At 70.4% G+C, this 5,180-nt stretch carries 4 protein-coding genes; 1 reads left to right on the top strand and 3 read right to left on the bottom strand.

Going from position 1 to position 5,180, the window contains the following annotated elements; translation table 11 throughout:
• Positions 1 to 91: 91 nt before the first annotated feature.
• Entirely contained in the window at positions 92 to 1,321 is a 1,230-nt protein-coding gene (locus tag KBX53_RS21420) for an RNA polymerase sigma factor (RefSeq protein WP_210861242.1), read from the top strand.
• Positions 1,322 to 1,421: 100 nt separating this feature from the next.
• Here KBX53_RS21420 and KBX53_RS21425 read toward each other — a convergent pair whose 3' ends face one another.
• The 3 genes from KBX53_RS21425 to KBX53_RS21435 form a co-directional block, all read right to left on the bottom strand.
• Positions 1,422 to 1,796, bottom strand: coding sequence for a type II toxin-antitoxin system VapC family toxin (locus tag KBX53_RS21425; protein WP_030337260.1), 375 nt, complete (start codon positions 1,794 to 1,796; stop codon positions 1,422 to 1,424).
• Positions 1,793 to 2,050 (bottom strand): type II toxin-antitoxin system Phd/YefM family antitoxin, encoded by a 258-nt coding sequence (locus KBX53_RS21430; protein ID WP_210861244.1) that lies wholly within the window; start codon positions 2,048 to 2,050, stop codon positions 1,793 to 1,795. The genes KBX53_RS21425 and KBX53_RS21430 overlap by 4 nt, the downstream gene beginning before the upstream one ends.
• 106 nt (positions 2,051 to 2,156) lie before the next feature.
• Positions 2,157 to 5,009, bottom strand: a complete 2,853-nt coding sequence (locus KBX53_RS21435) for an aconitate hydratase (RefSeq protein ID WP_030337255.1) — start codon at positions 5,007 to 5,009, stop codon at positions 2,157 to 2,159.
• Positions 5,010 to 5,180 lie beyond the last annotated feature (171 nt).

Below are 5,180 nucleotides of genomic sequence, written 5' to 3' on the forward strand. Positions count from 1 at the left end.
CGCACCCGATGGCCCGCGAGGGGCGGCTGGAACTGCGCCCGTTCGCGGACCTGCCCGACTGACGACGATGTTCACCTCGCAGCGCCGGCCGATGCCTACCCAGGCACCGGCCGGCGCGGCGGCGGCCGTCGCGGCCGCCAGCGTCGAGGCGTACCCCCGGATCGTCGCGACCCTGATCCGGGTGACCGGGGACTGGTCGTTGGCCGAGGACTGTGCCCAGGAGTCGTTGACCGCCGCGCTGGAGCGCTGGCCCGCCGACGGTGTGCCCGCCAACCCGGGCGGCTGGCTGATGACGGTGGCGCGTAACCGGGCGATCGACGTGCTGCGCCGCGCCACCGTGGAACGACGCAAGCTGCACGACCTGGCGTTGCTCACGCCGGATGAGGCGTCGCCGGAGCCGGAGGTGGGCCAGGACGTGGTGGACGACCGGCTGCGGCTCATCTTCACCTGCTGCCATCCGGCGCTCGCGATCGAGGCCCGGGTGGCGTTGACGTTGCGAACGGTCTGCGGCGTGCCGACCGCCGACATCGCCCGCCTCCTGCTGGTCAGCGAGTCGACGATGACCCGCCGGTTGACCCGGGCCCGCACCCGCATCACCCAGGCGGGCATCCCGTACCGGGTGCCGAGCGGGCCGGCGCTGACCGAGCGACTACCCGGCGTCCTCGCCGTGCTGTACCTGCTGTTCACCCGGGGCTACGTCGCCGACGGCGAACCGGCGTTCGCCGACGAGGCGGTCCGGCTGGCCCGGCTGCTCGACCGGCTGATGCCCGAGCAGTCCGAGGTCGCCGCGCTGCTGGCGCTGTTCCTGTTCCACCACTCCCGTCGGGATGCCCGCCGCGACGCCGCCGGCACCCTGCTCACCCTGCACCGGCAGGACCGCGACCGGTGGGACCGCGCCGCCATCGCCGAGGGCCTGGCCACCCTCGATCGGGTACGCCACGACGGGCCGTACGCGTGGCAGGCCCGGATCGCCGCCTGCCACGCCACCGCCGTCTCGGTCGACGACACCGACTGGCCGACGATCGCGCGGGCCTACGACGCGCTGGCTGCCCTCCGCCCCTCGCCGGTGATCGCGCTCAACCGCGCGGTAGCGCACGGGTACGCGTACGGGCCGGCCGTCGGGCTGGCCCTGCTCGACGCGGCACGAGCCGGGGGCGGACTGGGCGGCTATCCGCTCGCCGTGGCGGTGGAGGCCGACCTGGTGGCCCGGCAGGGTGACCGGTTGCGCGCGGCCAGCCTGTTCCGGGAGGCGGCGACGGCGGTCGCTTCGACCGCCGAGCGCCGTGCCCTGCTCGGCCGGGCTGACGAACTGGCCGGGTAGGCCGGCGGGGTCCAGCCGGGCCCGGCCAGCACCAGGAATCGGGTCCAGACCGCGAGGCCCTGGTCGACCGGGCCGACGACCTCATCCGCGAGGCTGACAGTCACGCCACAAGGATCGGTACGTCGTACTTGTGGATGCGGTCGTCCCGGGTGACCAGGGTCAGCCCCTCGTGCAGGGCCTGCGCGACAAGCATCCGGTCGAAGGGGTCCCGGTGGATCGCCGGCAGCCGACCAGCCGCGATGGCGTGATCGTGGAGGATCGGGAGTTCCCGCAGTTCGGCGTCACGAATCCGCTCGGCGAGGTCGGCAGGGCCGGCCAACTTGCCCAGCGACTGTTTGATCGCGACCTCCCACAGCGTGACCGGGCTCAGATACACATCGGGTTCGGCGTCGATGCGGTCCTTGACGTCCGTGGCGAGCCCCGGGTCGTCGGTCAACCACCAGAGCACCACGTGCGTGTCGAGCAAGAGCCTCATCCGGACAGCCCGAAGTCGCGAGCAACCTCGTCGTTGACCTCGTCGGAATCCCAGTCTCCGGTGAGATCCAGCGCACCGCGCAGAGAGCCGCGACCAGTGCGTGTCGTACGACGAAGAGGAATGACTTTGGCGACCGGGGTACCGGCCCGACTGATCACGATTTCCTCGCCGTGCTCGACCCGTTCGATGATGCGTGACAGGTTCGTCTTCGCATCGTGGATGTTGAACTGTGCCGCAGCTTCACCGGCCACCATGACACCTCCTTAGCTAAGAGGTTAGCCCGGGGCGGGGTGTCGGGACGGGAACGACGCAGGCTCCCTCCCGCCGAAGGGCGGGAGGGAGCCTGGTGACATCGGTACGTCAGCTGGCGATCATGCGGCGCAGCACGAACTGCAGGATGCCGCCGTGCCGGTAGTAGTCCGCCTCGCCCGGGGTGTCGATCCGCACCACAGCCTCGAACTCGACGCCGGTGTCGGTGGTGACAGTCACCGTGCGCGGGGTCTCGCCGTCGTTGAGCGCGGTCACCCCGGTGATGCTGAACGTCTCGGTGCCGGTCAGGCCGAGCGACTCGGCGGTGACGTCCACCGGGAACTGCAGCGGCAGCACGCCCATGCCGATCAGGTTGGAGCGGTGGATCCGCTCGTACGACTCGGCGATGACCGCCCGGACGCCCAGCAGCATCGTGCCCTTGGCCGCCCAGTCCCGCGACGAACCCGAGCCGTACTCCTTGCCGGCCAGGATGACCAGCGGGATGCCGGCCTCCTGGTAGGCCATCGAGGCGTCGTAGATCGAGGTCTGCTCGCCGGTGAGGTGGTTGACGGTGAAGCCGCCCTCCACCCCCGGAACCAGCTGGTTGCGCAGCCGGATGTTGGCGAAGGTGCCCCGGATCATCACCTCGTGGTTACCCCGGCGGGAACCGTACGAGTTGAACTCGTGGCGCGGCACGCCGTGCTCGGCCAGGTACGTGCCGGCCGGGGAGTCCGCCTTGATCGCACCGGCCGGCGAGATGTGGTCGGTGGTCACCGAGTCACCCAGCTTGGCCAGCACCCGGGCGGCGGAGATGTCGACGACCGGGCTCGGCTCCTGCTGCATGCCCTCGAAGTACGGGGGCTTGCGCACGTAGGTGGAGTCGTCCGCCCAGGCGAACGTGTCGCCGGTCGGGGTGGGCAGCGACTGCCAGCGCTCGTCACCGGCGAAGACGTCCGAGTACGCGGCGCTGAACCCGGTGGCGCCGATCGCCTGGGCGATGACGTCCTGAATCTCGGCGCTGTTCGGCCAGATCTCCCGCAGGTACACCGGGTTGCCCTCGGAGTCCTCACCGATCGGCTCGTTGGCCAGGTCGATGTCCATCGTGCCGGCCAGGGCGTACGCGACCACCAGCGGCGGCGACGCCAGGTAGTTCATCTTGACGTCCGGGTTGATCCGGCCCTCGAAGTTCCGGTTGCCGGAGAGCACCGAGACCACCGACAGGTCGTGCTCGTTGACCGCGGCGGACACCTCCTCGGGCAGCGGGCCCGAGTTGCCGATGCAGGTGGTGCAGCCGTAGCCGACCAGGTTGAAGCCGAGCTTGTCCAGGTACGGCGTGAGGCCGGCCCGCTCGTAGTAGTCCATGACGACCTTCGAGCCCGGGGCCAGGGTGGTCTTCACCCACGGCTTGCGGCTCAGGCCCTTCTCCACGGCGTTGCGGGCCAGCAGCGCGGCACCGATCATCACCTGCGGGTTGGACGTGTTGGTGCAGGACGTGATCGCGGCGATCACCACGGCGCCGTGGTCCAGCTCGTACTCGACGCCGTCGGCGCCGGTGACCCGGACCGGGTTGGTGGCCCGGCCACCCGCGCCGACCGCCGCCGTCTCCAGGTCACGCGGCTCGTCGGCCGGGTCGCTGAACTCGTTGGCCGGCGGGTCGCTGGCCGGGAAGGACTCGGCGCTGGCCTCGTCGGCCGGGCCATTGGCGCCGCGCGGCAGCTCCTCGCGGGGGACACCCGGCTTGATGTCACGCTCGTTGGTGGAGTCGTCGGCCACGTAGTCGGTCAACGCCGAGCGGAACAGCGTCTTCGCCGCGCCCAACGGCACCCGGTCCTGCGGGCGCTTCGGGCCGGCGAGCGACGGCTCGATGGTGCTGAGATCCAGCTCCAGGCGCTCGGAGTACTCCGGCTCGGCGTCCGGGTCGTGCCAGAGGCCCTGCTCCTTGGCGTACGCCTCGACGAGCGCGACCTGCGCGGCGTCGCGGCCGGTCAGCTCCAGGTAGCGGATGGTCTCACCGTCGATCGGGAAGATCGCCACGGTGGAGCCGTACTCCGGGGACATGTTGCCGATGGTGGCCCGGTTGGCCAGCGGCACGGCGCTCACGCCCGGGCCGTAGAACTCGACGAACTTGCCGACCACACCGTGCTTGCGCAGCATCTCGGTGATGGTCAGCACCAGGTCGGTGGCGGTGGTGCCGGCCGGCATCTCGCCGTGCAGCTTGAAGCCCACCACACGGGGGATCAGCATGCTGACCGGCTGGCCGAGCATCGCGGCCTCGGCCTCGATGCCGCCGACGCCCCAGCCCAGCACGCCCAGGCCGTTGACCATGGTGGTGTGCGAGTCGGTGCCGACGACGGTGTCCGGGTACGCCTGGCCGCCCCGCTCCATGATCGTGCGGGCCAGGTACTCGATGTTGACCTGGTGCACGATGCCGGTGCCCGGCGGGACGACCTTGAACTCGTTGAACGCGGTCTGGCCCCAGCGCAGGAACTGGTAGCGCTCCTTGTTGCGCTCGTACTCCAGCTCGACGTTGCGGGCGAACGCGTCCTCGCGGCCGAACAGGTCGGCGATGACCGAGTGGTCGATGACCAGCTCGGCGGGGGCGAGGGGGTTGACCTTGCTGGCGTCGCCGCCCAGCTCGCGGACGGCCTCGCGCATGGTGGCCAGGTCGACCACGCAGGGCACACCGGTGAAGTCCTGCATCAGCACCCGTGCCGGGGTGAACTGGATCTCCACGCTCGGGGCGGCGGTGGAGTCCCACCCGCCGAGCTGGCGGATGTGGTCGGCGGTGATGTTCGCGCCGTCCTCGGTCCGCAGCAGGTTCTCCAGCAGGATCTTCAGGCTGTACGGCAACCGGGCGTGGCCGTCCACCTTGTCGATCTTGAAAATCTCGTAGCTCGCGTCTCCGACGCGTAGCTGGGTCTTCGCACCGAAGGTGTCGAGGCTCGCCACGTCGTACTCCTTCACACCAGCGACCGTGAGTAGTCCTGAGCAGTCTGTCGCACCGGTCGGGGTGCCGCCGAGGTTAGGTGACACTTACCGCCGATTCCGCTTCCAACAAAACCGTACGTCCGTCTTGCTATATGTGCAACCCGGCGTACCGACCCGGCGGGCCCACGACCGCACCGCGCCGACAGA

It is taken from the genome of Micromonospora sp. M51 (genome assembly GCF_018070305.1).
In the GTDB taxonomy this organism is placed as follows: domain Bacteria; phylum Actinomycetota; class Actinomycetes; order Mycobacteriales; family Micromonosporaceae; genus Micromonospora; species Micromonospora parva.